General features: G+C 46.9%; 30 protein-coding genes. 23 read left to right on the top strand and 7 right to left on the bottom strand.

The annotated features are described in order from the left end of the window. Positions 1-11 precede the first annotated feature (11 nt). The 17 genes from D515_RS15180 to D515_RS15100 all read left to right on the top strand — a co-directional run bounded on the left by D515_RS15180 (position 12) and on the right by D515_RS15100 (position 14,447). Positions 12-458 carry a YeeE/YedE family protein gene (locus D515_RS15180; protein ID WP_002539839.1) on the top strand — a complete coding sequence of 149 codons (447 nt, stop codon included), beginning with the start codon at positions 12-14 and terminating at the stop codon, positions 456-458. A gap of 647 nt (positions 459-1,105) precedes the next feature. Beyond that, complete coding sequence (locus D515_RS15175; RefSeq protein WP_002539837.1) at positions 1,106-1,303, top strand: Flp family type IVb pilin; 198 nt, start codon at positions 1,106-1,108, stop codon at positions 1,301-1,303. Between the two features lie 25 nt (positions 1,304-1,328). Beyond that, complete coding sequence (locus D515_RS15170; protein ID WP_051997519.1) at positions 1,329-1,757, top strand: prepilin peptidase; 429 nt, start codon at positions 1,329-1,331, stop codon at positions 1,755-1,757. A 3-nt stretch (positions 1,758-1,760) separates the two neighbouring features. Beyond that, entirely contained in the window at positions 1,761-2,537 is a 777-nt protein-coding gene (gene cpaB / locus D515_RS15165) for a Flp pilus assembly protein CpaB (RefSeq protein ID WP_002539835.1), read from the top strand. Between the two features lie 11 nt (positions 2,538-2,548). After that, positions 2,549-3,907, top strand: a complete 1,359-nt coding sequence (locus D515_RS15160; RefSeq protein ID WP_002539834.1) for a type II and III secretion system protein family protein — start codon at positions 2,549-2,551, stop codon at positions 3,905-3,907. Beyond that, complete coding sequence (locus tag D515_RS15155) at positions 3,904-4,437, top strand: hypothetical protein (protein WP_002539832.1); 534 nt, start codon at positions 3,904-3,906, stop codon at positions 4,435-4,437. Before D515_RS15160 ends, D515_RS15155 begins: the two co-directional genes overlap by 4 nt. Positions 4,438-4,448: 11 nt before the next feature. Continuing rightward, complete coding sequence (locus tag D515_RS15150) at positions 4,449-5,711, top strand: CpaE/TadZ family protein (RefSeq protein WP_002539831.1); 1,263 nt, start codon at positions 4,449-4,451, stop codon at positions 5,709-5,711. 6 nt (positions 5,712-5,717) lie between these two features. After that, positions 5,718-6,995, top strand: coding sequence for a TadA family conjugal transfer-associated ATPase (locus D515_RS15145; protein WP_002539829.1), 1,278 nt, complete (start codon positions 5,718-5,720; stop codon positions 6,993-6,995). Continuing rightward, positions 6,992-7,918 carry a type II secretion system F family protein gene (locus D515_RS15140; RefSeq protein WP_002539828.1) on the top strand — a complete coding sequence of 309 codons (927 nt, stop codon included), beginning with the start codon at positions 6,992-6,994 and terminating at the stop codon, positions 7,916-7,918. The genes D515_RS15145 and D515_RS15140 overlap by 4 nt, the downstream gene beginning before the upstream one ends. Beyond that, entirely contained in the window at positions 7,918-8,790 is an 873-nt protein-coding gene (locus D515_RS15135) for a type II secretion system F family protein (RefSeq protein WP_002539827.1), read from the top strand. Before D515_RS15140 ends, D515_RS15135 begins: the two co-directional genes overlap by 1 nt. Then, positions 8,790-10,145 (top strand): tetratricopeptide repeat protein, encoded by a 1,356-nt coding sequence (locus D515_RS15130; RefSeq protein ID WP_002539825.1) that lies wholly within the window; start codon positions 8,790-8,792, stop codon positions 10,143-10,145. Before D515_RS15135 ends, D515_RS15130 begins: the two co-directional genes overlap by 1 nt. Before the next feature lie 121 nt (positions 10,146-10,266). Further along, positions 10,267-10,632 (top strand): hypothetical protein, encoded by a 366-nt coding sequence (locus tag D515_RS15125; protein WP_002539823.1) that lies wholly within the window; start codon positions 10,267-10,269, stop codon positions 10,630-10,632. Then, on the top strand, positions 10,613-11,167 hold the full coding sequence (gene tadF / locus D515_RS15120) for a tight adherence pilus pseudopilin TadF (RefSeq protein WP_002539822.1): 555 nt from the start codon (positions 10,613-10,615) through the stop codon (positions 11,165-11,167). Before D515_RS15125 ends, tadF begins: the two co-directional genes overlap by 20 nt. Before the next feature lie 9 nt (positions 11,168-11,176). Further along, on the top strand, positions 11,177-12,502 hold the full coding sequence (locus D515_RS15115; protein WP_002539820.1) for a TadE/TadG family type IV pilus assembly protein: 1,326 nt from the start codon (positions 11,177-11,179) through the stop codon (positions 12,500-12,502). Between the two features lie 10 nt (positions 12,503-12,512). Then, positions 12,513-13,184, top strand: coding sequence for an OmpA family protein (locus D515_RS15110; protein ID WP_002539818.1), 672 nt, complete (start codon positions 12,513-12,515; stop codon positions 13,182-13,184). Between the two features lie 81 nt (positions 13,185-13,265). After that, positions 13,266-13,511, top strand: a complete 246-nt coding sequence (locus D515_RS15105; RefSeq protein WP_002539816.1) for a Rho-binding antiterminator — start codon at positions 13,266-13,268, stop codon at positions 13,509-13,511. 105 nt (positions 13,512-13,616) lie between these two features. After that, positions 13,617-14,447: a MurR/RpiR family transcriptional regulator gene (locus tag D515_RS15100; protein WP_002539814.1), complete on the top strand. Its 831-nt coding sequence runs from the start codon at positions 13,617-13,619 to the stop codon at positions 14,445-14,447. Here D515_RS15100 and D515_RS15095 read toward each other — a convergent pair whose 3' ends face one another. The 4 genes from D515_RS15095 to D515_RS15080 all read right to left on the bottom strand — a co-directional run bounded on the left by D515_RS15095 (position 14,448) and on the right by D515_RS15080 (position 20,581). Next, positions 14,448-15,224 (bottom strand): sulfite exporter TauE/SafE family protein, encoded by a 777-nt coding sequence (locus tag D515_RS15095; protein WP_002539813.1) that lies wholly within the window; start codon positions 15,222-15,224, stop codon positions 14,448-14,450. Positions 15,225-15,380: 156 nt separating this feature from the next. After that, complete coding sequence (locus D515_RS15090) at positions 15,381-19,007, bottom strand: sarcosine oxidase subunit alpha family protein (protein WP_002539811.1); 3,627 nt, start codon at positions 19,005-19,007, stop codon at positions 15,381-15,383. Next, entirely contained in the window at positions 19,004-19,300 is a 297-nt protein-coding gene (locus D515_RS15085) for a sarcosine oxidase subunit delta (RefSeq protein ID WP_002539810.1), read from the bottom strand. Before D515_RS15085 ends, D515_RS15090 begins: the two co-directional genes overlap by 4 nt. A gap of 30 nt (positions 19,301-19,330) precedes the next feature. Further along, positions 19,331-20,581 carry a sarcosine oxidase subunit beta family protein gene (locus D515_RS15080; protein ID WP_002539808.1) on the bottom strand — a complete coding sequence of 417 codons (1,251 nt, stop codon included), beginning with the start codon at positions 20,579-20,581 and terminating at the stop codon, positions 19,331-19,333. 266 nt (positions 20,582-20,847) lie between these two features. Between D515_RS15080 and fdhD the strand changes: the two genes are divergently transcribed. From fdhD to D515_RS15055, 6 genes are all read left to right on the top strand, one after another. Further along, complete coding sequence (fdhD, locus tag D515_RS15075; protein WP_002539806.1) at positions 20,848-21,675, top strand: formate dehydrogenase accessory sulfurtransferase FdhD; 828 nt, start codon at positions 20,848-20,850, stop codon at positions 21,673-21,675. Positions 21,676-21,767: 92 nt separating this feature from the next. Further along, the gene (locus D515_RS15070; RefSeq protein WP_002539805.1) at positions 21,768-22,061 is read left to right on the top strand and encodes a hypothetical protein; all 294 of its coding nucleotides are present in this window, start codon (positions 21,768-21,770) and stop codon (positions 22,059-22,061) included. 59 nt (positions 22,062-22,120) lie between these two features. Next, a complete protein-coding gene (locus D515_RS26355; RefSeq protein ID WP_275040985.1) occupies positions 22,121-22,246 on the top strand; it encodes a hypothetical protein in 126 nt (41 codons plus the stop codon). A 55-nt stretch (positions 22,247-22,301) separates the two neighbouring features. Then, on the top strand, positions 22,302-22,460 hold the full coding sequence (locus D515_RS26205; protein ID WP_002539803.1) for a hypothetical protein: 159 nt from the start codon (positions 22,302-22,304) through the stop codon (positions 22,458-22,460). A gap of 160 nt (positions 22,461-22,620) precedes the next feature. Then, on the top strand, positions 22,621-23,079 hold the full coding sequence (locus tag D515_RS15060; protein WP_002539801.1) for a GNAT family N-acetyltransferase: 459 nt from the start codon (positions 22,621-22,623) through the stop codon (positions 23,077-23,079). A gap of 32 nt (positions 23,080-23,111) precedes the next feature. After that, complete coding sequence (locus D515_RS15055) at positions 23,112-23,738, top strand: LysE family translocator (RefSeq protein WP_002539800.1); 627 nt, start codon at positions 23,112-23,114, stop codon at positions 23,736-23,738. A gap of 35 nt (positions 23,739-23,773) precedes the next feature. On the opposite strand, the gene D515_RS15050 is transcribed toward D515_RS15055, so the two are convergent. From D515_RS15050 to D515_RS15040, 3 genes are all read right to left on the bottom strand, one after another. Continuing rightward, positions 23,774-24,523: a potassium channel family protein gene (locus tag D515_RS15050; RefSeq protein WP_002539798.1), complete on the bottom strand. Its 750-nt coding sequence runs from the start codon at positions 24,521-24,523 to the stop codon at positions 23,774-23,776. Further along, the gene (locus D515_RS15045) at positions 24,523-25,749 is read right to left on the bottom strand and encodes a low temperature requirement protein A (RefSeq protein WP_002539797.1); all 1,227 of its coding nucleotides are present in this window, start codon (positions 25,747-25,749) and stop codon (positions 24,523-24,525) included. The genes D515_RS15050 and D515_RS15045 overlap by 1 nt, the downstream gene beginning before the upstream one ends. Before the next feature lie 69 nt (positions 25,750-25,818). Beyond that, a complete protein-coding gene (locus tag D515_RS15040) occupies positions 25,819-26,460 on the bottom strand; it encodes a DsbA family oxidoreductase (RefSeq protein ID WP_002539796.1) in 642 nt (213 codons plus the stop codon). Positions 26,461-26,682 lie beyond the last annotated feature (222 nt).

Genomic DNA, 26,682 nt, shown 5'->3' with positions numbered 1-26,682 from the left:
GGAATATCATCATGCTTTTTAAACTGGTTGCCCTGATGTCAGGCTTTCTTTTCGGATTGGGGATGATGGTGTCTGGTATGGTCAATCCCGCCAAAGTCATCGGCTTTCTGGATGTGTTCGGAGAATGGGACCCCAGCTTGGCGCTTGTCATGGGCGGCGCTTTGCTCGTATTCCTTCCAGGCTACTTCCTTTTGGTACGTAAACAGCCCAAACCAGCGCTGGCAGATTCTTTTTCAGTCAATCCAAGCCAACAGATCGATAAAAAATTGGTGGCTGGCTCACTCATCTTCGGTATCGGTTGGGGGCTTGCAGGTATTTGTCCGGGACCAGCAGTGACAGCGATAGGGTCCGGCTCAAGCCTGATAGCACTGTTTGTTGCTAGCATGGTGTGCGGCATGTATTTGGTTAACGTGTTCACAGAAAATAAAGCCAAATTTTCTTACCAAATTCAGGGATAAGAAATATCTTTCCTAAACAGGTCACATTATATTTGTCTATAGTGGGAATCCGATCATTTACATTTCCGCTCAAAAATTGATCAGCGTCAGTTTTACTCCTCCTAATCACCCCCTCTTATTTTGCTCAAAATTTGTGCTTCATTTACATTTGTTACAATTTAGTTGATAAAATGGGTGTCCATATAAAAAGTCACCATGCATAAAATAATCTGCAAATATATGTAATTCTATTTATATAGTCATTAAACCAATTGCAATAGGTCAGGAATATTTAACATTTCTCTGACAAAAATATTCCGTGACCCAACTCAAACAAAGTAAAAAATAATGACAAATCTCATCTGGTTTAAGCATTAGACAAGAGTCGATGTTTCATATGTTTATTCGTGACTAAAATCAAATTATCCTCCAATTTATATTCAACCCCATAACTATACAACAAGTTTAATGCCACCTTAATCTGTATCATATGTGATTTTCTGGTTCATTAATGAAATAAACAGATCTGGTAAGTCAGGTAGATTAATTTGAATATCAGATATATCTTATGATCCAACTTTGGCATTTAAGATTATTTTTTAATTACTGAGTTCTTAAAAACTTTGCCAAAGTTAAACACTCTCAAACTATATAAATGGAGTTTTCTCATGTTTCTTTCAAAGATCGTAGAGCGTTTTGCACGTGATGAACGCGGTGTAACTTCGATTGAGTATGCTGTAATCGGTGTTGCGATTTCTGCATTGGTAGTTGCAGTGTTCGCGGATAATGGTGAATTGAACACAGCTCTGACCACAGCATTGTCAACTATCACGACTAACATCGGAACCGCTGGCGCAACTAACTAATGGTTGAAGCGGCTTAGCATCCCGAATGTTCATTCTGGAGGTGCTTCTGATAACCAGCTCTATCGTTGTACTACTATCGGATATCTCGCATAGGCGCATAAGCAATAAATTGAACTTAATTGTCTGCTTTATCTGCTTATCTTTAGCCGTTTTTAGTGAGGATTACTCACTACAACTTAGCCAGAGTGTTTTGATATTAGGTGTAGGGCTGGTTCTATTTCTGCTGGGTATTCTAGCAGCTGGCGATACGAAATTGTTTTCGTCTTATGCGCTCATTATTGATAGTAAATATTTTTTGCTGAGTGTTGTGATGATAGGCATTTTTGGTTTTTTTACCGCCATCATCATTTTCCTCATCAACAGATATCGAAAAAGCAGTGTGCGAGGTGTGCCTTATGGAGTTCCTATCGTAGTTTCCTGCTTGTTCTGGATTTATTTAAGCAAATTGAGTTAAACCATGAGCCAACGTCTTTTTTTCATTATAGCCACGTTATCGATCAGCATTGGTGTGCTAGGTCTTAGCGGCGTTTTCCAGAGCAGACCATCGACAGCTTCAGGTATTTCTCACATCTCCTATCAAGTTGCTCAACTCAAAGAGCCACTGTTAAAAGGAGAGATGTTGAAAAGTGGTAATTTTCGTTACTTCCGTATCAATGAGGAAACCGCATTAGAGCAAGGGATCCTCTACGACACCAATATCTCTATCATTTCTGGAATGGTGGCAAAACGCAGTATTTCAGCGCAGGAGTATTTATCCCAAAGTGACTTCATTACTCCAGAAGATCCCGGTTATGTTGATGCAGTGATCGAAGATGGTATGGCGCCATATTCACTCACCATCGAGAAAAAGAAATTTATTGGATCCGGGATATCAGTCGGTGACAATGTAGATATCATTATTTTGACATCTGATGACCAGAATATTGGTGAATCCTCCAAGAGCAAGTTTATCGACTCTTTTCGAACACTATCAGTATCTCCACTTCTACAAAATGTGCGCGTGTTAGCCATCGACGAAGATCATGATGAGGGGCTATTGCCATTGACCATCGAATTAGATCGCGAACAAATAGCCAAAATGGTTATCGCACGTCGCATCGGAATCTTGGAAGTCATCAAGTCAACAGACAACTTTTTAAAGCCTTCAAACAGTTTAAGTGCTGATACGCACGACGTACTACCCAACTTCAAATCAGTCACAGAAATTCGCGGTCAACAAAGGGCCTTTAATTAGAGAGCAGGGATATGCTACGCCTTCAGAATCGATTCATTACTTGTTCAATCCTGCTTACCAGCACACTGTTAGCTGCCACAGTAAAAGCTGCAGGTATTATGAACCTTGGTGTGGGCGACGCAAGATCGCTTCAATTTGACCAAGTTATTGGAACTGTATTCATCGCTGACCCAGAAACCGCAGACTACCAGGTGATCGACAATCACAAATTGGTGGTGTTTGGAAGAAAAATTGGACAGACCTCATTAATTGTTTTTGGTGAAAACAGCAATACGCTTTCAAGTCGAAAAATTGTTGTAAATAAAAGCCTCACCAAAGTAGAGCAGATCCTCAATCTGCATTATCCGAATATCAATATCTCCGTCCAAAATTTAGGTGACCAGGTTGTCTTATCTGGATTTGTTCCCACGCAAAAAGAGAAAAACGACATTTACGCCATGGTTGGTGAGTTGCTCAAAAAGGATTTTACTGAGAAACGTCTTGAGTGGAAAACTTCTTATAACGAAAGCTACGACATCGACTTTATGGCGCGTCGTACCTATGAAGGTTTAGTAAATAACCTGGAAGTAAGCGTTTCTAAACAAGTCAACGTCAAACTGACCATTGCTGAAGTTAACAGTTCTCTTGTCAACGAACTAGGTATCAAATGGGGAACCATTTTAAGCGATGGTTTTGCAGGAAACGGACAGTTCTTTAGAGGAATTTCAGGCCTAGGAGGGAGCGCCACCAATGTCGCAGCCTATATTTCCGCTATCAACGATGACACCGTTGGACAGGTACTTTCTGAACCCAATATTTCAGTAATTTCAGGAGAAACTGCAAGCTTTCTTGTCGGCGGAGAGATTCCTATTACATACCGCGTGGATGATGGATACCGCATTCAATATAAAGAATTCGGCATCGGTTTAGATCTGGCTGCAGAAGTGCTACGGGACGACAAAATCAAGCTCTCGATTGTTCCTCAAGTCAGCTCAGTTGATGCTCAATTTGGTGATGAACTACTTGATATCCCCTCGTTCAAAGTGCGACGTGCACGCACAACTTTGGAATTAGGTGACGGCGATAGTTTTGTCTTAGCAGGGCTATTAAGCACCGAAGATGAAGAAGCCTTATCCAAAATCCCATTTATTGGCGACGTACCCATCCTTGGCGCACTTTTCCGAAACACCACTACAGAGCGAAGGAAAACTGAACTGGTCATTGTCGCTACTGTTTCGCTCGTAGAACCCATATCTTCCGGCAACGTGCGTATCCCTTCCATGCAACGAACCTCAACCCTATCCAGGTTTTTTGGCGTCAACCTCGAGGCTTCACCGGAAGTCGCTCAGTGGCAAGAGGAAATATTATCAACCGGAGGATTCAAAAAATGATCTCATTAAGATTGTCATTGATAGCAAGCTTAACTGCCTTAGCTCTCACTGCATGTTCCGCGAATTCACCCGCGGTTGATGGAAGCCACTTATCAGTAACATCAGTGAATTATCAATACAGTGTTTCAGTGCAGAAGAACGGCATGATGCGAGCTCGTGATGAGGTTGATGCGTATCTGATCCTTAATCGCAAAGCGCTACTGGTTTATGGCGCCAAGATTTCTTGGAACGGAAAACAAGGGCAAAAATTGGCGCAAAAAAGTTATCGCTGGCTAATTCGACAAGGTGTATCGCCTGAGAAAGTGTCCTTACAAAACTCAGCGAAAACAGAGGAAAACAGCATCACAATCTCTACCGTGGTTCACCAAGTTCAAGCACCGTCGTGTGATTACACAGTTATATCCGGGAATAATCTCCGCAATCACGGTTGTACTGTCGAATCTCTACGTTGGGAATCGATGGTGTATCCAGAGCGTAAGATTGCAGGTAAGTCTCAAATTTCTGGCGTACTGCCACAAAGTCCAATGTAAAGGGGTCGTCCATGTTAGATTTCGGCGATCTATTAAAGAAAGATCAGAAAGACTCCACAGCTACTTCATCATCAAAAAACAGTTTGGGCGCAATACAATTTTATCGTACAGATGAAGTTCGTATTTTGATTGAGGAAACTTTTCGCTTCGATGGTCATGAGCCTCCAATTACCCAACCTTACAAGTTCAAAGATGTCGCTGTTCAGGTTGAAGAAAATAAAGCGCAATTAGCCGTCATTGATCTGATTGGTTGTCCCGACACATTAAAAGAATGTCGTCAGTTATCGGCGCGTCTACCAACATCACTTTCAATTATCATCATAGGTGATGTCGACTCTATTTCCGTTGTTAGAGAACTCAAGTCTCTTGGTTTCTACTACCTGCTTTGGCCAGTAGACAAAGTCGATTTGGCAGAGTTTGTACAGTCTGTCGTCTCCAGACACATAGAAACATCTTCTCTAAAAAACCGTCGTCGAGCAAAGCGTGTGGGTATTGTTGGAACGAGAGGTGGTGTTGGTGCGTCATTGCTTACCGCTGAGCTCAGTTGGGTACTAACGAACGACAAACAAACCTCCTGCATGGTGGTAGACCACAACTATCTTTCAGGTAATCTCGATCTTCTCCTTGGTTTAAAAAATCGCGACAAGAGACGATTAACAGATAACGAAGTCGGTACAGAGTTGGACCACACCTCTGCCAAAAGTCTCGTCACTCGCATCTCCAACCGATTGGATTACCTGGCTTTAGGACTAAACAATGAGAGCTCAGCAGACCTCTTCGAAACGAACAGTCTCGTCGTCTCTTATTTGACATCAGAAACCAACTTTATATTGGATGACCTCTCTTCATCCGTGAGTTTCGATGTGCAGCCACATACCATCCATCAAATGCTCGACGTTGCCGTCATTGTGATGGAACCAACCATTTCGTGTTTGCGCGAAACTTCCGCCATGTTGAATAAGCTTGCCAAGCAGACTCAAGAAGCTGAGAGGCCGAAGAATTTTCGAACTCTATTGGTTCTAAACCAGCATAGAGCACCAAGATTTGCCAGTGTGACGCAGGCTGAAGTAGAAAAATACCTAAACCGGCCTGTTGATATTGTATTGCCGTACGAGACCAAACTTGAGGAGTTTTTGGTCAGCGGCACGAATCCAGGAAGCACCAAGTCCAAGTTTGGTGGGGAAGTTCGCCGTTTGTGCTCACTTATTATTGGTGAAGATTTGTCACCCAAGCGAAAGCCTCTTTTCTCTCTTCCTCGTCTTGGAGGCAAGTAACCGCATATGCAGGGAACAAGAGACTTATATCGTTCGCTTCGCGAGAGAATCTTTGATGCTATCGATGCGGAAGCCATTGCCTCACTGAAACGTGAAGATCTGCAGCGGCAGTTAATTGAGGCCATTAACCTATTGGCCGATCAAGACAACGTACCTATTAACAATGCGTTGAGAAGTGACTTCGTACGAATGATGTACGATGAGCTTCGAGGTTTAGGTCCCATTCAACCGTTAATCGAAGATGACACAATCTCTGACATCATGATTAATGGTCCGTCTGATGTCTTCATCGAACGAAATGGTTTGGTGGAAAAATCTCCAATCACATTCATCGATAACCAACAACTGATTAATGTTGCAAAGCGCATTGCGGCACGCGTGGGTCGTCGGGTGGATGAGTCGGTGCCGATGTGTGATGCACGCTTGGAGGATGGCAGCCGGGTAAATATCGTGCTCCCTCCAATTGCGATTGATGGTGCTTCCGTTTCAATCCGTAAGTTTAAAAAGCAAAGCATCATGTTTGCGGATCTAGTTGAATTTGGAGCCATGACTCCTGAATTAGCCAAATTGATGGTCATTGCTTCGAGATGCCGCGCAAACATTGTGATATCAGGAGGTACGGGCTCCGGTAAAACAACCATGATGAATGCTTTATCTCACTATATTTCGGAGAAAGAGCGAGTCGTCACTATTGAGGATGCGGCAGAACTGAGATTGCAACAACCCCATGTCGTCCGCCTTGAAACACGTACAGCAGGTATAGAAGGTACCGGTGAAGTCAATCAGCGCCAGCTAGTTATTAACGCACTGCGTATGCGTCCAGACAGAATCATTATTGGTGAGTGTCGTGGTTCAGAAGCATTTGAAATGCTCCAAGCGATGAACACTGGCCATGATGGTTCAATGACAACACTTCATGCCAATAACCCTAGAGATGCTATATCCCGTATCGAGAGCATGGTCATGATGGCAACCTCCTCTCTCCCCTTGGAAGCGATTAGGCGAACCATAGTCAGTGCTATCGATGTCATTATCCAAATCAGTCGCCTTCATGATGGTAGCCGTAAGGTGCTTAGCATTAGTGAAGTCGTTGGTATGGAGGGTAACAACGTAGTCATGGAGGAAATTTTCCGCTTTGAGCACCGTGGTATTGGAGAAAACGGAAAAGTGCGTGGCGACTTTATCACTTCTGGCTTGCTTCAACGTTCGGTGCTTTATGAAAAGGCCCGTTACTTCGGTTTAGATAAAGAACTAAACAGTATCTTCAGCGGGAGATCTTCATGATTGCAAACGCGATTTACTGCTTATTCCTAGCGTTTGGACTCTACTTGCTCCACAAACAAACGCGTCTTAAATCCCGTCGGGAAACATTGCTAAAAGACAATAACCCGCTCCCGGAAACCCAATTTCTAGAAAACCGTGCGGTAGACATGGATGCGCTGACGCAAACTACCTATCCGCAAAGAGTAAAACGCGCGTTCGAGAATGTGTTGGCCGATATAGGACGGTTTGCACTTCTGAAAATCATCGCGTTCTTCGCCGTCACCTCAATGCTTGGGGTTTACGTGTTGGGTACCTTATTCCATTTATCCATGATTACTAGTCTCGTAATCACAGTGCCTTTATCTGCCATTTTAGGTCTTTCATACCTAAATACCCGAGCTCAGAATGCGTTTGAGGATAGCTTCCCTGATGCGCTAAACATGATTGCTAGCTCAGTCTCCGCTGGTGAAAGTTTGCTTCATGCCATCGTTTTTGTCGGTGGAAATCTCGACAGTATCGTCGGTAAAGAATTCAAGCGCATGGGAGAACGTCTGAATATGGGGGAGTCGACAGATGCTGTATTCAGGAAGGCTTGTTTGCGGTTTCCCACACCATCATTTCAATTCTTCGTAATCGCAATGCGCGTCAACGTTAACCGAGGCGGCCAGCTTCGGGAAGTGATCACTCGATTGAATCGAGTTCTGTTTGATGCCCGTTCAATAGAAATGAAAAAGAGGGCGATGACCGCAGAGGCGCGAATGTCTGCATACATTGTGTGTGCCATACCATTCATTTTCATTTTCTTCATCATGCGTGTACTTAGTCCTGAAAACTATGACTTCGTGATGAACAATGAAAACGGTCGCCCACTGCTTTACTACACCCTTATTAGTGAAGCAATTGGTATGGCAATCATTACTGGCCTTATGCGGAGCGTTAAGTAATGACTGGTGTACAGATAGTTTTCTACACCTTGCTGATATCCGTTGGTGCGGCAGTGATTCTTACCGGGATTTATGTTTCGTTTTTTCGCCGCTACCGCATACGCCAGACACTCGACGCTCCAACCGCATCTACCCAAAAATCGGCGATGTCTGAGATAGCCAGTTTTACAGCTAGTTTTCTTGCAGGTACAAACCGGGAAATTGAAGAGAAGTTTATCGGTGCAGGTTTTTACAATACCTCCCTCGCGCCTTACTACTTCCTTATCAAGTACACGGTCTGTGCTGTAGGCACCCTGATTATTTTGTTTTCGGGCGACACACCTCTCAGTGAATCAGTCACTTCAAAGGTGATGTGGTTGAGTCTACTCGTCGTAGCAGTTGTTATCGCTCCTGATATTTATCTGGACATGCGTCGCCGAGCTTTAGCATCCAAACTAACCCGAAAACTACCCTACCTTCTCGATCTAATGGGCGTTTGTGTACAAACAGGCATGACTATCGAAACAACCTTGTTTTATCTCACATCTGAAATGGCTGCATTTGATAGAGATATGGCCTATATGCTTAAACGCCTGAGAGATAGGTCTCAAACTGTCGGTCTTGAAAAAGCTTTGAGAGAACTGCATGAGCGGATCCCTGCTCCTGAAATGCGCAGCTTCGTGATGACACTCTCTCAAAGCATGCAGCACGGAACCTCAATTTACGGTGTTCTTTCAACGTTGGCGAGAGACATACGTGAAATTCAATTGCTCTCTCTGGAGGAAAAAGCCGGCAAGCTAGCTTCAAAAATGTCTGTTCCTTTGATCATTTTCATCATGATGCCAATCGTGATTTTGATTACCGCACCAGGAGTTATGAGGATGTTAGGTTAATGAAAATCTTCGCTTATTTTTTTGCAGCAACCCTATTAGTAGGTTGTACCTCTTCTTCACCATCTCAGTACGTGAAAGATAACGGTGAAGACATCCTCATTAACTCAGGAAACTATGCTGCTCTTGTAAAACGCTACGAAAGGCAGCTGCAAGAAGAACCATCTGCCGCCACGAGATTCAAGCTCGCATCAGCACATTACAAGTTGGGAGATGCAGAAGCTGCCATGTTCCAACTATCCCAAATATCTCCCAGGAAGCTGGATAGCGCAGAACTCGCCCTTCTTCGTGCAAACGTTTTTCTCGATCAAGGCAAATTGACGTTAGCTGAACAACATGCGAATACCGCAATTCGAAAGGAAAAAGGTTTAGGTGAAGCACACAACCTCAGAGGGTTGATTCTGGCTGAACAAGGAAAATTTGCCGATGCCACCACGGCCTTTGAAACCGCAAGGAAAAATCACTACAACGATGCCGCAGTAAAAAATAATTTAGCGATGATGGCGCTTTTGAAAGGTGACTACGACGAAGCTATTGATATTCTCGCCCCACTTGTTCAGGCAGGTAGAGCCGATGATAAGGCCAAAGCCAACCTACTTCTCGCTTATGCTAAAGCTGGCAAAACACGCGCATTCAGTCAATTACTGGCAAACAGCGAAAATGATACCTATCTCGCCGAGAAGTTTACGGGACTTCGGGCCACAACTCTCAACACAAATAAGCTCACATATGTTGAGAAATCCGCTTCAGTGCCAATGGGAAAACAAGACAAGCAGCCTGAACCAGTAAAGACAAAACAGCAAGATGTTGCGACAAAGGGCAATATGGAGAGTGGGCCAAAGGTTCAGTCGAACATTGTAACAAGCCCGGCCCAACCAGAACTAAATACAGCGACAGGCTCAAATGACCAACTAGCAAAACTCCGAATAAAAATGGAGCAAGCAAAAGCCAAGAGCGCTCAGCGAGCGATTGAAGAAGAAAAACAAGCGAAACGGCTGGCAGAACTGGCTGAAACCAAGAAAAAACGTCAGTTTGCTAAATCGCGTCGCTTGGTGACTCACGTTGAATATAAATCAACCGCTGAAGGTGAAGAATACATAGCAACATCTGATTTTCCACTGGGACAAATCAATACAGAGTATTTGGAGAAACGCAAAAAGTGGGTGTTTGACATTGAGGGTGCAAAAGATTTCACCACAAAGCGGCGTCGTTATTACAAAGAAGGTCCCGCTAAAAAATTGGTTCTGGGGGAACATGAAAACTTTGTACGTATCGTACTTGAAATGAGGGACGACAAACAGGGTAAGCCTGAGGTTCAAGTTAAAGGAAACAAACTTTTCATTCGATGGAAGGCTTAGAGATACGGAAATGCAAAATAAAAATAATATGAACAAACAACGTGGTGTTGTTGCCATTGAATTCGTTCTTGGATTCATGGCTCTATTTTATGTTCTGATATTTTGGGTGGAGTTGTGCATCATGGGATTCATTTCATCCGCCGTCGACTATGCCATCGCTGAGTCATCACGCAATGCCAGAACATCTGCAAACAGTGACTACACCGATGTATTCATGCGCACGCTCAATGACAACGATAGCACTTGGGCTCGATTTCTAGACCGCAACAAATTCAATATATCGGTACGTTATTACGAGTCTTATAACGATGCCACCTCCCCTAACAGTCAAGGAAGCGAAGAGCGAGAGGACAACCCCATTGCGCTCTATAGAGTGAGCTATGACTACTCGTCAGTTTTCAATTGGGTAGGCGGCTTACAGAATATTACTTTAGCCCGTGAAGTATTTGGCATTCAGGAGTTTGAACGTGACCAATTTAGTCAATAAACAACGCGGCGTATTCACCATAGAACTTGTCTTGGTATTGATTGGTTTTAGCCTCGTTTTGGTTTTCACTATGGATGTGGTCGTCAAGCAATCCATCAAAGGAAAACTGGATAGGCTTTCCTATTCACTCGTCAGCCTTATCAAAGAGCGCACTGAACTCTTTGACGGCGATGAGACGATCACCTATGCCGAAGCAACAAAAGGCTTGGACCTCGTATCAAGGTCTCTCAAAGATACTATTGGCGATTTCGAAGCATCACGATTAGGCCTTTATATCGAACAACAACAATTCGATGACAATAAGCAGCCAATCAGTCCCGTTGTTAATGTTCACCGCTTTAGCCTCGGTCAATATGCATGTCAGCCAGACACTGTTCTATCCAACATGATAGATATGGCTCCTATCACCCAGTTCGACAACAAACTTACGCTTTACCAAGTCACTATTTGCTATCGCTCGAAGAACTGGTATGGCGACATCGTTGGTGAAAACTTCGAACGAGTCCGCTCAATCTCAATGTCATTTGGTCGCTAGGGAAAGAAAATGAATTTTCATTCACCCAAAAAACAACAAGGCATAGCCACCATTATTTTTGTGATTATGTATCCTTTGTTCTTCAGCATTTTTGTTTTTGCTGTTGAGTCAACGCGCTATTTGCAAACACACGCAAGACTTGGCGACGCGGTTGAAATGGCTTCATTGGCCGTTGCTGCGAATGCATCTACAGTCGAGAGCGAAAACAAAGAGCTTGCTCAAAAAGTAACGAACGTTTTTGTTCCAGATGGCGAAATTGAGCAATCAGATATTGCTATCGTCCGAAAAAGTTGTGACGAAATTTATGGTAATGATTGCGGAAAGCCCGGTATTTATGATGAGGAAGGCTTGGTATTTACCGAATACAAAGTTGTCATTAATGCTGATTTCGATTCTTGGTACCCACAAGACGACTACAACTTGGGTTACGAAGAAGTTCAGGAAATGGGCGGTAAGGCCGTAGCTCGAAAATATCAGGGATATACCATTGATGTTGCTTTTGTTGCCGATTTTTCCGGGTCAATGCAGGAATCATGGAATGGGAAGTTGAAGTATCGGGGTGTTATTGACGTCATTTCCGACATCACCCAAAAGCTGGAAACTTTCAATGAAAAAACCGAGCAAGAGCTCAACGGTTCCAAGCTAAAAAACCGTGCAGCATTCATTGGTTACAACATGTACCCAAACAATGGGAGCCGCTATTACAGCAACGTAGATTATAACTATAATTCAAGCAGTTTAACGTGGGAATGGTGGCGAAACATTCCCAATATTAACTATTCGGCTACCGCTTCGGATCCTTTGAACAATCGCTATACCCGCATTAACGGCAGATATAGTGGTGACGACTCTTATTTTTACACGCTCGATTTAACCGACAACTTCAGACAGTTCCGTTCAACTATTTCCAGTTTTTATCCAGATTATGGTACGGCATCTTACGAAGGTTTGATCGATGCAGCGAAAATCGTCAATGAAGGCGAGAATGTTCGAAAATTAATTATCGTGCTTTCTGATGGTATTGACTCAGCAAACGATGGAAACTCAAACGATAACCGCTATCCGGGCTACGCTGCTCTTCGATTATATGAACGAGGCCTTTGCAACAACATCATCAGCGATCTTGAAGCCAAAACGATTAACGGGCGAGACGTTGAAGCCAAAATTTTCGTCATTGGTTTTGACTATAACCTAGAAACCAACCCCGGACTAAAAATATGTGCTGGCGAAGACAATATTCAGTCTGCCGATTCTTATCAGGAAATCTTTGACACTGTCCTTGAGTTGATCAGTGAAGAAGTCGGTCACCTTTACTATCGCCACTACGATGAATAACGGAGCATTTATGAAAGCCACCTTTACCCTTCCTGCGCTTTTTATTGCATTGAGCAGCGTGGCGATGCCGACTCTAGCATCTAACATTTCGGCAACGGTGTTTGAGGACATTTGTTCAGACAAGCAAACAGAGGTCAGATTCAAAATAGACGTTGGGCAATCGACTGATGTCTTTTTTCATAAGGCGCATTACCTCCAACTTGAACGCCAAACCAACGCTTTTCCAACCACCCCAATCTTCATCAACGCCCTGCTCAACGCGGGCCTCAATAAAGAATGTGCAGAGCTCTTGGTGCGCGAAACCCCAAAAATAGAGCAAGGAAAAAGTGGGTTGATTGCTAAAGTGCACTTCGGGTTTGATAAGTCTTCTCTGACACCAACAGGCAAGAAGATTCTGGCGAGAATTGTGGATTCCATAAAAACTTCCTCTACACCGCTTTCCATCACAGGTCACACAGACAGCGTAGGTTCGCACGCTTACAACCTGACCCTGGGTCTGAAACGCGCAGAGTCGGTCAAAGGCTATTTGGTTGATGCTGGCGGAGACAAGAAACAACTCAAAACTGTCTCTGCAGGGGAAACCAAACCCGCACAAAGCAACAAAACAGCAGCGGGTAGAACCGAGAACCGACGTGTCGAGGTGGTTGCAGTCCCTTTGCCTAATACGGCGGAATCCAAGTAGTAAATTTGAGCCCGCTATTGTTAGCGGGTTTTTACTCTTTGGGTCACACTAAAAGAACTATCACCCATGGAGGGAAGGTTCATGATTAAATGTGCCGAATATGACTATGTCGAAATCGCCTGTTTGTATCACTACCCCGTGAGGTTAGTGATGAAAGACGGTGGCGTTAACGAAGGCATTGCCAAAGATACCGCGCGAAATATCCAGAAAGAGGAATGTATGGTGTTGGATGTCGATGGTGAAGAAGTGTTGGTTGTGCTCGACAATGTTACCTCGATGAAGGTCTTAGTTGATAACCCTCACTTCAGCGAGATCACTTTCAGTTAAGTCGCCCGCCGTTGTTGTTAGTATAAGGATTGGAATAAAAATTCCATTTCCTATTCTTTAACGAAACATTACACTTGACATAGACGTGCTAAATCAGGGATCGCTATGGCAACTGCAACTCACCTCGCTGAATTACAACAACAAATCCGTCACCGCTATCATGATCTGAGTAAACGGCTTCAGCAGGTTGCTCACTATGTGTTGGATAACCCCAACAGCATTGCCTTCGACACTGTAGCCGTCATTGCCACTCATGCGAATGTGCCTCCTTCAACACTGATCCGCTTTGCAAATGCATTTGAATTCAGTGGCTTCAACGAAATGAAGCAACTGTTCCGCAAAAACCTTGTTGAGGAAACCAGCAGCTATACTGAACGCGCCCGTCTGCTACAAAACGCCCAAGGTGAAGAAAGGGAACTGGAAACGCCGTCAGACATTCTGCAGCAGTTTAGTCACGCCAATACCGTCGCGCTTCAGGAGCTCTCCAATGCAATCGCACCCGAGCAGTTGGATGCAGCCGTCGATCTTTTAGAAAACGCGGAAACCATATACATCGTGGCGATGCGTCGTGCTTTCAGCATCGCCTCATACCTGGGTTATGCACTTCGTCATCTTGAACGCCGTGTTGTGATTGTCGACGGATTCGGCAGCATGGCAGCTGAGCAATTAGCGTTGGTGGGCAGCAAAGACTTGGTAATTGGTGCGAGCTTCTCCCCTTACTCGCCAGAAACGGTTGAGCTGTGTGAGTTCGCCGCCATGAAAAAGGCAAAACAAATCATTTTTACCGACAGTCAGGTGAGCCCTCTGGCGGCAAATAGCCACGTTTGCTTTGTGATTAAAGAAGCAGAGGTTGAATCCTTCCGCTCCCAAACGGCGACACTCTGCTTAGCACAGAGCCTGGCGGTATCACTGGCATTCAGGCTCAGCAGGAAATAGTCAAAGAAGCCCGCTGATCCCATCCACAGAAAGCTTCACACCCGACAGGAAAAGAAACAGGTAGCAAAGCTGATAAATGCGCGCCTGACTGACGCGATGCAGAAGCTTCACGCCCAGCGCCACCCCGATTGGTGCCAATGGCACGAGTATCAATGCCGTAGACAAATTGTTGGTGTCAAGTTCGCCAAGAGCCGCGTAAGGAATAAGTTTCACCACATTTAACACAGCGAAGAACACCGCCATAGTTGCCACCAGCGTGACTTTTTCGAGCCTCAGAGGAAGAAGATAAATACTCGCAGGGCCACCACCGGCATGGATGGTGGTGCTGGAAAACCCGCTCACACCACCCCACAGCGTGGCTGCCAACATGTTATTTCGCCTTCTGGCGGGCTTGGCCATTCCTAACAGGCTCAATAAATACTGACCACAAAACCACAGCAACAATACCCCAATCGTCAGCTTCAATCCTGCCTGCGAAACAGCTTGCATGTAGAAGCCTGCGAGTGCAACGCCCACCAGCGCACCCGGTAGCATTTGCTTGATCACGGAATAATCAGCCTTGCGGTAGTGATAGCGAACGGCGAATACGTCCATCACAAGAAGAATCGGTAGCAAGATAGCCGCAGCCTGTGTCGGTGCTATCGTCAGTGCCATAAGCGGAACGGCGATGATACCCAGCGCGCCACCCAACCCACCTTTACCGATGCCGTAAATCAGCACGGCCGGGATAGCCATAAGGTAAAACAAAGGGTCAGTGATAAAATCCAAGCGCGCCATCTCGTTATTGTTTAATACCCAAATAACCTGAATCCCGCATCTTCAGGTCGTTTGGGTGTTAAACAATATCACTAATGCAGGTGGCTAATGCGTCACGTGGCTAAGAAAAACAAAGCCCGCATGAAGCGGGCAATGAGTATTGAGTTAGTAGGCCAATCAGCAGTCCAGCGCCAATCCGTATTCGTCGGCGGATTGCTGTATCCAAAGCGCGATGTAATCAGCAAAACTTCGGCGCACAATCAGGTCATAACAGTTTTCACTGTGATGGCGCATAAACACCTGCCCTTTGGCGAAAGATGTGCCAACGCACTTGCCCATGATGAAGCTTCTTCCATCGACATCGTAGGAAACAGATTTCTTCAGCACGTCTTTGGCATGAGAACCAGTCAGCATTAGCAATGTCTGCCCACCACTGACATCCGTGATTTGGAAATGCCCTTGCAACGCTTCCCGAAGTTTCTTCTCGATGGTACTTGCATCTTGCTCGAAGCTCAGGATCAGCCACTCATCTGGCGATTGCCACCAAATTTGCAGCGAATCGTTCACCGAAGAAGTACAAGGTGAAACTGGCAAGGTCAGCCCTAATGCACTTTCCACTGCCGCAGAGAACTCTGCAGTAGGCTCACCACGTAACACGAGATGGCTTACACCATCGCGCTCATGCAAATGCACGCCCGGTGAAGATGGGTGCGATTTACCGAGATGATGCACAGGTGTGCGTTTTACTGGTTCATAGCTTTCTGACAGCGCCGACACTTCATCCTCGTTCGCATTCATTGGCTTTTCATTTTTAGTGTCGTAAAACACTGAGCTGCAAATCTCCGCCTTGAGTGTTTTGCCATTCGCCAATGGGAAATAAACATACTCCCCCATTCGGTTAAGACCATCTTTTATGAGACCGAAAGCGATGGAATGCCCCAATACGGCACTGAAGTATGAAGAGGTGACATGCCCCACCATGGTCATTGGGACTGGTTGGTCAGGGTTATCGACTGCCTGCGCCCCTTCTGGAATAACCTTGTGTGACTCCACGCATTTCAGGCCCACCAGCTGTTTCCTGTCAGTTCGGACAGTGTCCTCCCGTGACCAGGATCGACGACCCAAGAAGCTGTAGGTTTTCTGCTTACCAGTAATCCAACCCATATTGAGATCCTGAGGCGTCACCGAGCCATCAGTATCCTGCCCCACGATAATAAAGCCTTTCTCTGCACGCAGAATGTGCATGGTTTCCGTGCCGTAAGGGGTGATGTTGTAGGCTTCACCCGCTTTCATCACCTGTTCCCACACGTAAAGGCCGTAGTTCGCATTCACATTAATTTCGAACGATAGCTCGCCCGTGAAACTGATGCGGAAAACGCGTGCATCCACGCCAGCCACCTTCATCGGCTTCCAGCTCATGAACGGCATAGCCTCTTCAGAGACATCTTCATCGCCAACCAACTGACGCAGCACATTGCGGCAATTTGGACCGGAAATCGTCATCGTCGCCCATTGGTCCGTCACACTGGTGAAGTAAACTTCAAGCTCTGGCCATTCGGTCTGGTGCCACACTTCCAGCCATTGCAGCACACCCGCTGCACCGCCTGATGTAGTTGTCATGATGAAGTGAGAGTCTGAAATACAGGATGTCACGCCATCATCAAACACCATGCCGTCTTCGTGACACATCAGGCCATAGCGGCAACGTCCCGGTGCCAGTTTGTCCCAGCCATTGGTATAAATGCGGTTCAGGAATTCGCGGGCATCTTTACCCTGAATGTCGATTTTACCGAGTGTGGATGCATCCAGAATACCGACACTTTCGCGGGTTGCCTTACACTCTCGTGCCAAAGCCTCATCCATGGTTTCGCCGTTCTTCGGGTAATACCAAGGGCGCTTCCATTGGCCAACGTTTTCAAACAACGCGCCTTCTTTGACATGCCATTCGTGCATCGCGGTATAACGCGCCGGATCGAACAGTTTGCCGACATGCTGCCCTGCCAATGCACCAAAGGTCACTGGCGTGTACATTGGGCGGAAAATGGTGGTCCCGGTTTCAGCAATGGATTTACCCATTGCATTGGCAGCAATAGCCATACCGTTGATATTGCCCGTTTTCCCCTGATCAGTACCAAAGCCCATCGCGGTGTAGCGTTTGATATGCTCTATGGATTCGTAACCTTCTCGAACTGCCAGCTCGATACCCGCAGCAGTAACATCATTCTGAAAGTCCACAAACTGTTTTGGCGCGCGGCTGACCGGTAAACGGTAAGGCACCAAGTACATCGCCATAGCAGAATCGGTTTGCAATGTGTCCACGACAGGAACTGTCGTTTCGGCGAGCTCTGAGCCCAATGCGTCTGCAATGGCTTTGGCTTTGGCTGCCCCGTCCTGAATCACTTCCAGCAACGCACTCTCACCATTGACAGCGCCTGCGTAATCCATTCCTTCAACAGTATTTGAAGGCACGAATCCCGCTATATCATCACGCCAACTAGGACGACCGCCCGTGTGGCAACTGAGATGCAGCGCCGGGCTCCAACCTCCGCTGGTGGCTACCGTGTCACAGCTGATGACTCTCATCGTGCCCGTGACGCTCTTCCCATCACGGTCGATAGGAGCTACTTCCGCACCAGTGACATGGCTGCTACCTTGAAGGCTGGTCACGGCATGACCATGCAAGACAGAGATTCCTAAAGCCTTGGCTTCTTTGACCCGCTCGCCATCAGAGAAGGAACGTGTATCCACAATCGCGACCACGGTTTTGCCACTGTTGTGCCACTCAATCGCCGCGTCATAGGCTTCGTCATTGGTGGTCATCAGTATCAGCTCATTGCCCGGTGCAACTGCATAGCGACGGAGATAAATCTGTACCGCCGATGCCAGCATACTGCCTGGCAAATCGTTGTTACCAAATACCAGCGGACGTTCAATCGCACCCGTTGCCAGCAAAACATGCTCAGCGCGGATGTGATGGATGCGCTGGCGAACACCGTTAACGTCTTCGCCCAAGTGATCGGTGAGCCTTTCTACGACGCCCACAAAGTTGTGGTCGTAGTAACCAAACGCGGTGCTTCTTGGCAGCAGCATAAAGTTATGGTCAGCCTCCAGATGCTCCACGGTTTCAGCGACCCATTGGGTTGCAGGGTTGCCGTTTATCTTCTCGCGGCAATGCAGCAGGCTTCCGCCAAATTCTGACTGTTCATCCACCAGGATCACGCGCTGGCCTAAACCCAGAAACTGTCTTGCCGCTGCCAGGCCTGCAGCACCACCACCAACAATCAGCACTTCGCAATGCTGATGCATGTGATCGTACTGGTCCGGATCGTTTGCGCGTGGAATTTCACCCAACCCCGCCGCCTTTCGAATTTGCTTTTCGTAGGTTGGCCAAAGGGATTCCGGATACATGAAAGTCTTGTAGTAGAAGCCGGCAGGCATCATTGCACCGCCAATTTTTCCCACAACGGAAAGAAAGTCTTTATCCAGGCTTGGCCAGGCATTGGCAACGCGGGCAGTAAGGCCATCATAAAGCTCAGTCTGTGTCGCGCGCTGATTTGGCAAAGAGGTCGCTTCGTTCGAACCAAGCTGCAAAATCGCGTTCGGCTCTTCCGCACCTGCCCCCAAAATGCCACGGGGACGGTGATATTTGAAACTGCGCCCCACGACTTTCACGCCGTTAGCAAGCAGTGCAGAGGCCAAGGTGTCGCCTTTATGGCCCTGATACACTTTGCCTTCAAAAGTAAATGTGAAAGAGGAATTGCGGTCGATACGCCCGCCTTCACTTAAACGGTTAATCTGACTCATGCACCCGCCTCCCCATTTTCCTCGGGAGCGGACTCACCGATTTTGTATACCGCTTCAATCTTGTAAGTCACTGTGTTGCGCTGAACGTTAAAGAACTTGCGACAGCCCGCAGCGTGATACCACATTTCTCGGTGGCTCCCCTTAATGTTCTTGCGATGGAACAGGTAATGACCCCATTCTTTATCGCTCAGGGCTTCGGGCTCGAGCGGACGAACAATGTGCGCTTCACCGCCATAGCTGAATTCGTCTTCTTCTCTGTATTCTTCACAGTAAGGGCAATAAATCCGTAGCATCTGCGTTCCTTTCCCTATGGTCTGTTGACCCTAATGCGCAACACCGGCAGCGCCGTGTTCGTCAATCAAATGGCCCGTGACAAAACGGTTGAGGTTGAATGGTGCCGCGATAGGGTGCGGCGAATCGTTCGCGATAGTGTGAGCAAACACATGACCTGAACCCGGTGTGGCTTTAAAGCCCCCAGTCCCCCAACCACAGTTGAAGTAGAGCCCTTGAATGTCCGTTTTACTGATGATGGGACAAGCATCGGGACAGGTATCGACAATCCCACCCCAGTGACGGTTCATTCGCACACGGCTGAGGAAAGGGAACATCTCGATGATTGCTGAAATCGTGTGTTCGATAACAGGGAAAGAGCCGCGCTGACCGAAGCCGTTATAGCTGTCGATACCCGCCCCAATCACCAAGTCGCCTTTGTCTGACTGGCTGATGTAGCCATGAACAGCGTTAGACATGATGACAGTGTCGATACATGGCTTCACTGGCTCAGATACCATGGCCTGCAAGGGGTGGGATTCCAGTGGCATGGTCATTCCCGCCATTCGTGCTAACTCACCCGAGTTACCTGCAACCACACAACCCACTTTTTCCCCGCCGATAAACCCGCGAGAGGTTTCTACACCTTTCACTTTACCGTCTTCAATACGAAGACCGGTCACTTCCGTTTGTTGGATTAAATCCACACCCAGTTGATCGGCGGCTCGGGCATAACCCCAGGCAACAGCGTCGTGTCGCGCCACGCCGCCCCTTGGCTGCCAACTCGCCCCCAAGACCGGGTAGCGGGCATTGTCAGAGCAATCAAGAAGTGGCACCAATTCTTGTACGCCTCGGGTATCCAATACTTCACTGTCGATACCGTTTAGTCGGTTTGCGCTCACACGACGCTCAATATCACGCATATCCTGAAGGTTGTGCCCCAAGTTCAACACGCCACGTTGACTGAACATCAGGTTGAAATTGAGCTCCTGGGAAAGGCCTTCCCAAAGTTTGAGAGAGTGTTCGTAAAGGTGTGCGGCTTCATCCCACAAATAATTGGAACGCACAATCGTGGTGTTTCGTGCGGTGTTACCGCCACCAAGCCAGCCTTTTTCCACCACCGCAACATTCTTAACGCCACATTCCTTGGCGAGATAGTAAGCCGTTGCCAAACCATGGCCACCGCCGCCAACAATGATCACGTCATAAAGAGGTTTCGGCGTCGGGTTTCGCCATGCCCGTTGCCAGTTTTCATGGAAAGTGAGCGCGTGTTTAAACAGCCCGAATCCTGAGTAATCTGTCATTCCATTGTCCTGAATTCCGGAAAATCTAACGCCGTCACTGAATTTGTCACGGCACTAAAAAGTGTAGTCTTTTCATTGCTGTCAGGCGGAAAAACGCCACCGTATAAAGGCATGGTAAAGCGGTGATCTCACTGGGAAATGTGCAAATGCGCCCGCCCGAAATGCGTTTGCGACAAAGTGTGACATCACCTTTTTTACACTTTGGGGCAACGCGTTAAACTGGTTGGCACTATGCTTCGTGACATACACACCGCTCAGGGCTGAGAATGACCAATCGCAAAATGAAAGATGACGAAGCGCAGCCGGATGCGCCAATTCCTCCCCACTCGCTGCATCATTACATTGATGACGAGAGTCAGGTCACTTCGTTTGCAACCCTGCCAACTGAAACGCCACTGGCCATCAGCTACAACGGCGTCAGCCATGCAGTGATGATGGTGACACCTCAGGATATTGAAGATTTCATTTATGGTTTTTCTTTCAGTGAGCGGATTATCCGAAGTGGCAGCGAAATTCACGACATCAACATCGAACAGAAAGACGACGCGCTGATTGCGAATGTGCAGCTTGCCAACCGCGCACAGGCGAGACTTTCCCTCACAAAGCGTCATTTGGCTGGTCGCACAGGGTGTGGGATTTGCGGTACTGAATCTCTCGAACACGCCATTCCGACATTTGAACCCTTGCCATATATCGATACCCTCAGCAACGGCAGCATCCTCAAGCTTAGGGAGTCTCTCCGTCAGTGGCAGTCTTTAGGGCATATAAGCGGTGCCATTCACGCAGCGATGTTGGTCAATGAACAAGGCGAGATTTTGCTGTGCCGGGAAGATATTGGCCGCCATAATGCGCTGGATAAAACGCTGGGAACGGCAATCCGCAACAAAGCGCTGGCACCGACTCAAGCCTTACTGGTCACCAGTCGTTGCAGCATCGAATTGGTGCAAAAAGCGGTGTTATCTGGTGTAGCCACACTGATCACGCTCGGCACACCCACTTCTCTGGCGGTCAACACCGCGATTGAAGCCAACCTAAACCTCGCTCATCTCCCAAGGCAGGATGCACCGCGCTTTTTTAACCGAGCGTCCCGTTGAGTCACTCGCAAATTTACAACTCGCAATGCAATAATTTTAAGGTTCGTTTTATTCTTCCGCATCAATGTTTTAGTTGAACATACGGAACGAATATGGGACCCGACAAACGCTTTTATCGATGGGGAGAAGAACGCCGCTATGGAAAGTTCTCTTATATCGTCCGTACCGCTTTGTTCCTTACCATCGTTCTGTTGTCATCGCGTCTGGCTTCGCTGTTCCTTTACGAACCCACTTCAGGCGTTGAAGCATTTTTCCTCCAATTTCCAACGCAAATACTGATGTTCACCACCCTATCTGTACTCCTTAGTACACTTGGATGGTACTTAAAAGAAGCATGGTACAAATCCAAAGCACGTCGCCGCAGCTTGCCCATTACGTCTCTGTAATCCGCGCAAAAAGTCCATATTTCGAGGCACACGTCGCGTCACCGCATTCAGGAGGAATCATGCTTAACATTCTGGGCATAGATCATCTGGTTCTCAGAACTGACAAACGCAAGAGCATGATCGCATTTTATACTGGCCTTCCGTGGTTTGCTGACCAAATTGCGCGAGGGCAATCCCTTGATTGATATTGTCAATATTCATAGTCAACTGGGATGACGAGGTGGTGGAGAACCAACAGAGATGGAGAATAGTGTTGACCATCTTTGCCTACTGATTTCTCCACTGGACGAAGACAACATTATCGCGCATCTAAACCAACACGGTGTTGAACATGTTGAATTCACCGCTCGCTATCGTTCAGAAAGTGTTGGCAAGACTCTTTCCTTCAGCGTCCCATAGGGGAATACGGTCGAATTTCGTTGCGCGAAAACCGGTGAGCCGCTCTACGCAGTCCTATCTGGTGATGGATAAGCCCAAAGGACAGAGCCATGCTCGACAAAAAGGATATTTATGCTTTTTTCTACGACTTTTAAAATTACTATGAAAAGGTATCTATCAGATGCCTGCTAATATCTCTTTCAGCGAAGTGACACCCCAACATATTCCTGCGTCACTGCTCCTCGAAGCGGATCCATCAGCATCCAGCATCGCCTCTTATCTACTTGATTCATGGTGTGTCATTGCAACATCCGATGACAATGTGGTCGCAGCATGTGTGGTCAAGCCTATCGGTAACCAACGTGCGGAGCTATTTAACATTGCTGTTTCCCCTGACTTTCAGGGCAAAGGCTGTGGCACACAACTGCTTCGATACATGATCCAGTTCGTTCGTGCCAAAGACATGAAAAGGCTGGAATTGGGTACGGGTACGTTTGGTTATCAACTCACTTTCTACCAGCGAATGGGCTTTCGGGTATTTGATGTTGTCAAAGACCATTTTTTAGACAACTATGATGAGCCCATTTGGGAAAATGGGGTGCAACATAAAGACATGTTGAGGCTTTACCTGGATCTGTAAAGCCTGCCAGCGCATAGGGAGTAGTGCTTTTCATGCAGCTAGAGACTTTTCTGCTTTATCTTTTCGTTTCATTTTTCTATGTCACCAGCCCGGGGCCCGCTATTTTGCTGGCCATCCGTAATGGTCTCGCGGGAAAAATGTCAGTGGTTGCCACCTCAAGCTTTGCCAATATCGTCGGGCTGTTCATTCTCTCGGTGGTGTCTATGCTTGGCTTGGGCGCACTCTTGATGACATCCTCCCTCGTCTTTACTGTCTTTAAAGCCATAGGCGCCATTTATCTCATCTACCTTGGCATCAAGATTTTTCGCTCAAGTCGAATAGGCAATTCAAAAGTTGAAGAGGGTGAAAAACCGAATAAGCGCTATCACCATTACTTTGGCGAAAGTGTGCTACTGGCGATAACCAACCCTAAAGCCATCGTCTTTTTTGCTTCGTTCTTTCCGCAGTTTCTGGATACCAACGCGCCTGTCGCACCGCAGTTTTTCATCATGACGCTGAGCTTTATGGCGATCTCTTTTGGCTCTTTGATGTTTTATGGTGGTGCGGCAAAGTTGATGAAGCAAACCTTGGCAAAGCTTGCATTTATCCGCTGGTTTAACCGGGTAACGGGAACCTTGTTTGTCGGGCTGGGTATCAAGTTGGCACTGACCCAACGATAAGAAGGGCTGTTTACACGAAAAATAAAGGCGTCTGGTTAGACGCCTTTGTTGTCTTTCAGCAGCGCTTTTAGCTCCTGAATTTCTTTTCGCAGTGATTGCACTTCAGCTTCCAATGCCGGCGAGTTGTTGTCCTTCGGCTCAGCAATCAGCCAAGAAGCAAACACCGCGGTAAAGCTGCCAAACATGCCCACCCCCATAGTGATCAGCATAATGGCGACAATTCTTCCTTCGAAAGTCACGGGATAGAAATCGCCATAACCTACGGTCGTGATGGTAATGAAAGTCCACCAAAATGCGTCTGCCGCCGTCTGGATGTTTGCGCCCGGCATGCCGCGCTCAAGAGAAAGCACGTAGATAGAACCAAACACCATCATGATCAGCGAAGTCGCAATCAGAAAATGGAGTGAGGACGACGCTTTATTTTCACTGATGGCATGGGTAATCATGGATATCGACTTGATGGCCCTAACCAGACGCACCACACGAAGAATACGGGCAAATTGGTTCACGTCCATCAAAGGAATGCAGGAAATCAAATCCAGCCATCCCCATTTCATATATTGCAGCTTGGATTCTGCTGCGCGGAACTGTTGAACGAAATCGATGAAGAACACCCCGCAGATCAGGGTGTCTACATATAGCAGGATCTGTCGCGTTTCAGCAGAGAGTGGGAACAGAATTTCCACCATCAGCGAAAGCACGACAAATACAGAAAGCACCAGCACCGCGATTTGAAAAGGCGTGATGGATTCCGGCAGCTTTTTGTCGACCGCTTGCACCTGCATTAACCCGCATCTTCCACTTCAGTTTTGGCTTGCGTATCGGCCGCTGATATCGCGACATAAGCATTTCGCATTGGGATCACCGCCTGAGAAATCAGTGCTGCACCCCAAACGAAGTTGCCGATGAGTGCCGGAACAAAAGCGACAATCGCTAGCGCCACAAAGGATAGGCCAATGCCCACCATGCGGATTTTAGCGGTCGCAAATTGGTGTGCCGTACGCTCTTCAATCACATTCTGAATAAGAAGCAACGCATAGAGATAGCCAGCCAGACCAAGACAGCCAATGACTGCATACTTGAACGGGTAGTGATCCCAGAAGCCCACCTTCACTTCAGCAGACAAAGCCACACCCACACATACCGCAGACAACATGAGCAAGAGGTGAGATAACGTCCACTGCATCATGGTTTTTGGATCTGTGCTTCGTGGTTTTCCGTTACCTGCAAAATCAAAGTAAATCCAACACATCACCAGCAATGAGAAACCACCGATAATGTAGTTAACAAATACATCTGGCGACACGTTGGAGACGCCGTATTCAGACAAGGTGATGATCAGTTTGAAAAAGCCTTCACCGACGACAATCAGCAGCAACAGGGCAAAACGCTCTGCCATGTGACCCAATCTCGGTACCAGACGTTCATGTCGAACAATGCCAATCTTTGGCATGACAAACAGCGCCCAGATCACCACCATACCAATGCCAAACAAGATGTAACCGTAAGGCTGAGGAAGGAAAGCACTCACTGCAAAAATGGCGGAAGCAATTCCGTAGTTACGGGACATTTTACAGGGTAGTGAGGATTCAGAATCTCCTACTTTCCTTGCCCGGCGATAGAGATAGGCGATGATCAATCTGTTCAGGGCATAGCCGACAGCAAAAAACGCCCAGCCACCGTGGTCAATCGAATGGATTGACGAGGTCATCAACATCACCGTTAGGATCTGTGCTGCCATCACCAATCGGTGGCGAATATCTGTACTCACGTACAGCGAGTTAAACAGGCTGAGATCGAACCAGGCGAACCACACCACCACAAACAGCATGGCGAAGATGGCAAAGCCTTCCACACTAAGATGATGGCTTAGGTAATTGCCCAGAACGAAGATAGAAACCACATGCACCAAGTCATAGAACAGCTCAAGCCAGTGAACGTGATCGCTGGATTTTTCGCTGTCTAAGTGATGCTGGGGCTTACGCCAGAGAGGGTGGTCTGACAGACTCATAATCACATCCGTGTCATATTAAAATTCAGAGCATTCTAATGAACGATCTATGTGTCGACTTTCTCAATATTAAGAATCCAATTCTTTCAATATCTGCTTTAGCACGTCGACAGGTTGAGCGCCTGTCACTGCACTTTCTCGATTGAAAACGATCGTTGGAACAGAGGAAACACCAAGGCCACGCCAGTAATTCTGAGTGTCGTCGAAGATCTTGGCTGCTTTGGTGTCTTCTAGTTTGGCCATGCCCTCTTCGACACTTAGACCCACTTTTTCAAGCAGTTTCGCCAAAATATCTCGGTTCGAAATGTCCTGCTTCTCAGAAAAGTAAGCATCAAACAAACGCAGCTTGAGTGCCGTTTGCTTCCCCTTTTCTTTTGCGTATTCCAAAAGAATATGCGCATCGCGGGTGTTCAGGGTTTTCATCTCATCGAAGAATGAAAATTGGAAGCCAAGCTCTTGACCCAATTGCGTCAAATTTTGGCGGTTCCGGTCACTGTCTTCACGACTGATACCGTATTTACCCATCAAATGCTCTCGCAAATTCTCACCTTCCGGCCCCACATGAGGATTGAGTTGGAACGGTTGCCATTCAAGCTCGATAACATCCTGCATACCCAGCTCATCGATAGCTCTCTCTAGGCGTTTGTAGCCGATGATGCACCACGGGCATACTACGTCAGATACAATGTCGATTTTGATTTTATCGGTCATGGTGAACTCCCTTTTTACCCCTTACAAAAATCGGCATACCAGTCTGCAAGGGTATATACCCAAACTACCTGAAGATGCTCGCATTCAGAGGCCCTCAATGCGTTCAATTCAAGGCAAATTTCGCGAGGAATAGTCGTTCTATTTCCGTGGAATTTAACGATGAAGTGGGCGCATTGAGGGCCTCCCTTCGGGCGAGTTGACTGACGTCGTGCTCTTTGTTGT

It is taken from the genome of Grimontia indica (assembly GCF_000333895.2).
Taxonomy (GTDB): domain Bacteria; phylum Pseudomonadota; class Gammaproteobacteria; order Enterobacterales; family Vibrionaceae; genus Enterovibrio; species Enterovibrio indicus.
This window is presented reverse-complemented; position numbering and strand designations above follow the sequence as displayed.